This window comes from Sulfitobacter sediminilitoris, from assembly GCF_010667575.1.
Lineage (GTDB): Bacteria > Pseudomonadota > Alphaproteobacteria > Rhodobacterales > Rhodobacteraceae > Sulfitobacter > Sulfitobacter sediminilitoris.
The window spans coordinates 1-4,372 of sequence record NZ_JAABNT010000056.1 but is presented as its reverse complement, the minus strand read 5'-3'; the positions used below and the strand labels follow the sequence as shown (position 1 = coordinate 4,372).

Genomic DNA, 4,372 nt, shown 5'->3' with positions numbered 1-4,372 from the left:
GCATGACCACCCCGAACTTCACGGTGAGCACCAACGGCACCAATGGCACCGCCAGCATCGTTGCGGGGACCGGCGCCTGGAGCTACACCCCGAATGCGGATTACAACGGCTCCGACAGCTTCACGGTTGCTGTCACCGACAATGATGGCAATACCGAGACCCAGGTGATCAACGTCACCGTGGCCTCGGTGGTCGACATCGCCGCGGATACTGACAGCACCGACGAAGACACCCCGGTCACCACCGATGTGCTCTTCAACGACGACTTTGAGGGTACTACGCCCGTGGTCACTGTCGAGGCGGGCGACGAGCCTTCCAACGGCACGGTCGTGGTCAATGGCGATGGCACCATCACCTACACCCCAGACGCAAACTTCAACGGCACCGACCAGTATACCTACACCGTTACCTCCGGCGGCGTTACCGAGACCGCAACCGTCGATATGACCGTGAACCCTGTCGCCGAAGATTTGACGCAAGCGCCAACGGAACGCTCACAGCTCAACGATAGTGTAGATGTAACCTCGAATGGTCAGGTCCAAACTTTCACCAAGACCGTTGATGGGGATGCGAGCGGCGATGCAATGCTTCAGCTTCTCATGAAAGGGAACTACGGTTCGGGCCCTAACGCAGGTATCACAGTTCAGATAGGTGGCACTGTGCTCGGCACATTTAAACCTGAGGCTGAAAGAGTCGATGCAGGGGTTACTGGCCAAATTAATGACTCTGCTGCTGTTTCAAGTTACACCGGCAAAGTCCTTGCAGTCGAGAATGCGAATGGTCAACAGTTTGATATAACTTGGAACCTCAATATCACGCTGTCTTCCACTTTCTGGGACTCGATCGCGCAGAGTGGAGAGGTAACTGTCGACATCACGCTTGATAACGGTCCAACTAGCGGAACACCCGGCGATGGCTACTTTTTTGGATACCGTCTCGTATATGATGCCGCGCAGCAAGACCCGCTGGTGATCGACCTCGGGGAGGATGGGATTTCGTTCCTGCCGGATGCGGTCAACTTCGATCTGAATGACGATGGCGCGGCAGAGCGTTCTGCTTGGACAAATGGGCAGGACGGCCTATTGGTAGTCGACTTGGATGGGTCCGGAAGCATTGAGAGCGGTCGAGAAGTTTTCTCCCCGTTTTTCGGCGAAGGTGGGTTCGCGACCTCGCTGGATGCATTAGCCACTGCCTACGACAGCAATGGCGACGGTGTGGTGGATTCGGATGATGCGGGGTTCGGCGACATCCACGTGTGGATCGATACCAACGTGGACGGAGTCTCGGATACAAACGAGCTTCGATCGCTGAGTGCCTTGGGGATCGAGGAAATCGACTTGGCAGTTGAGCGCTCTGATACACTCATCAACGGGCAGCTTGTCAGCGCGACCGGCAACGTCACTTTTGCGGACGGCACGACGCGAGATTATGTCGAGGTGACGTTTGCAGGTGCCAACACCGATGAGGCGACTTATGATGCAAACGGCTTACCATTCACCGTGTCAGACTCCGCTGATGGTAAAGCACTAGAAATAGGAACAGTCGACCAAACAGCCGAGGGTGCCAATGAAATCGTACAAGTGGACCTTGGCGCGATCCATGAGATGGCACCTGACTTGCTTGCGGAAATCAACAAAATTGACATGGCTAATGGGCAAAAGAATGCGCTGATAGTCGACGCTGATGATCTGCTAAGACTCGTCGATGGGAATACTGCGGACGCAAACGAGGCCATCGAGATCAAGATGGATGTGTTCGACACTGCCAGTGTGGAACCATCAGAGGACTGGACCCTGACACAGGTTGATCAGGATACTTTGCAGCTTGAGGGGTTTGGCGGAGAATTTGCGGCTTTGGGCACTTTCGCAACCATAACCTTCGTGTCTGAGGAGACTAATCAGGCCTAGTACATGAGTGCGGCCTATCAGGGTCATGTTCAAGAAATTCCTCGCCGAGTTACTAGGGCCTGTGGACAATCATCTTGAAGCAATGAGGGCTGCTACAAGGTTCCAACACGCTGCGTAACTGCAATCCGTTTTGTCGTATCTTGTGGCTATTCCTCTGAATTCTTTGATCTTTGCGAAGTAATTCTCCACCAGCTGCCGCCACTTGTAGACCTCCGTGTCATAATCGCGCTGGATTTTGCGGTTGGCTTTAGGAGGGATCACAGCTGTTGCACCGCGCTGGTCGAGGTCTTGCAACAGCCAGTCCGCATCGAACGCCTTGTCTGCGAGAGGTGCGTTGAATGAAACGCCTTTGATTAGCGGCGCGACACTTTTCATGTCATGCGCTTGTCCCGGCAGCAGCAAGAAACGCACCAGATTGCCGAGCGCATCTACCAACGCCACGATTTTCGTCGTCAGCCCGCCGCGGGAGCGCCCAATGGCCTGAGCCTGAGTCCCCCTTTTGCGCCGGTCGCCTTCTGGTGAACCTGAACTATCGTGCCATCGATCAGCGCAAATTCGAGGTCGGGGTCTTCGCTCATCGCTTTGAAAAGACTCTCGAATACTCCGGACCTGGCCCACCGGCGAAACCGCCGGAACTGGCTGTTCCAATGGCCAAAGATAGGCGGCAGGTCGCGCCATGACGACCCGGTGCGTACCCGCCAGAAGACCGCCTCCAGAAACAGGCGATTGTCCTTTGCCGTGGCTCCGGAATCGCTGGCCTTACCCGGAAGATGCGGCTCAAGCCGCTGCCACAAGACGTCCGACACCACAAACCGCTGCTCGTTCATTCAAACCTCCATTTTGGAAGCTTGAATCAGAAATCGGGCTAAATGGGAATCCTAAATGTCCACAGGCCCTAGTTCCTAGCCCTTCCTTTTCCTGTCAAGTCAAAAGGTGGGTCAACTGTTCGGCGCGTGGGGTGACAAGCTATCTGCCTGGAATCTCCCGCCATTCAGTGTCGGCATTGATGACCACCAGTGACGCAATATGGTGCTAGCTCTTGCTGCTTATTCGTCTTCCGAATTATCGGTTGGTCCACTGAACGGCCCAAGGCAGCTTGACCTGTGTGACACCTGGAACACGTGGTTATAAAGCTGCGCAACCCACTGCTTTCCTTCCATCGTCTGTTCGAGGTGCCGTATGGCCGGGCCGATCAACGGTTGCACCTGTTGCCAGAAAAAGGTCGGGAACTGCTCCATCAGGTCCATTGGATTCTCGTACCCAAGTTTTTCAGCAAAGCCGGTTTCTGCAAACTCATGGAATAGACCGGATATTTTCCGATGATAGAAAGGGTCGGCAATCTGACCGATCAGATCAGCTGCCCGAACAAGCGCCGGCTCGCTTTCGGTACACTGGTATTCTGCGGCCTCGGGCACCGGAAACCGCGTGTACTCTATCGCTTGGACAATTCTTTCTTCGTCGATCAGATTCGATTGGGAGAACCGTTGTCTTGCGTAGATCTTTCCACGATCGACGTGGTAAGGTGTCAACATCGCGTCCGATGCACCACGCGGCGGGCAAATTGTATCTCCGGCCTCATTGATGATGATCGATGTCGGAGTATCTCCCTCACAAATATCACGACAATAACCGATATCGTGGATCAAAAGGGCCACGATGTAGTGAAGCCAGTCCTCGGGTCTTACGGCCCTCGTTATCAACTGCCCGCGAATGATCTGCTGACCAACCAGCGTGACCATCATGGTGTGTTCTGAGTTATGATATAGTGCGTCTGAATTTCCAAGACGTTCCAGTATCATGCGGGCGCAACCGTCGATAAAGGCGGCATATTCAGCTTTTCGGCCTGAGAAATACTGAAGATAGGTTTGCGCCAAATGCTCACCAAAGCTGGCGGCGACCACTGCTGTTGGATTAAACATGTCTTTTGGCTTCTTCTTTGTATCAGATATAATCTTTGCACATCTCATTGCAAATGTCATCATAACTGATTCAGCCAAGAAATTGTCGGCCGATCCAGCGTCAGGCTAAAGCAGCAACTATATGAAGCACGCAAAAGCAGATTCAACTCCGAAAATAGTACCCGGAGGTCCAATTGAACCAATGTCACGAGGTTTTCAAGACTCGTGCAACCTCAAGTATCTGATTTTAAATAAAAACTGGGCAACCTAGAGCGTCGAACCTGAAATGTGAATCGCGGGATTCCCTTGGAGGTTGATTTCTGATTCATATGTGGACGCCCCGGATTGGCAACGGCTAATTTGATGCTTTTTTGATCGGTTGCTTTCATATGTCCGGCCTCACATGATGATTTCTCCGTCAATAGGTTGTTTTCGATTTTGGTGCCCGAGGCGAACTCTCTTTCGGCAGACCCCTGTCTGCAAACCTCACATCCGGCGGGAACTTGGTCCCAACCACTGTCCCGCTTTCGGGACTGGAGAGTTCCAAAGGAACGGCACCACTCTGTG

The 4,372-nt window shown here is 53.4% G+C and carries 2 protein-coding genes and 1 pseudogene; 1 reads left to right on the top strand and 2 read right to left on the bottom strand.

Features of this window, described 5'->3' with window-relative positions:
* A partial coding sequence (locus tag GV827_RS22960; protein WP_164356622.1) for a tandem-95 repeat protein occupies positions 1–1,907 on the top strand: 1,907 nt, incomplete at its 5' end.
* A 69-nt stretch (positions 1,908–1,976) separates the two neighbouring features.
* On the opposite strand, the pseudogene GV827_RS22955 reads toward GV827_RS22960, so the two are convergent.
* Both GV827_RS22955 and GV827_RS22950 read right to left on the bottom strand, forming a co-directional pair.
* A pseudogene (locus GV827_RS22955) lies at positions 1,977–2,734 on the bottom strand (IS5 family transposase).
* A gap of 219 nt (positions 2,735–2,953) precedes the next feature.
* A complete protein-coding gene (locus GV827_RS22950; protein WP_204326061.1) occupies positions 2,954–3,886 on the bottom strand; it encodes a hypothetical protein in 933 nt (310 codons plus the stop codon).
* Positions 3,887–4,372: the final 486 nt, after the last annotated feature.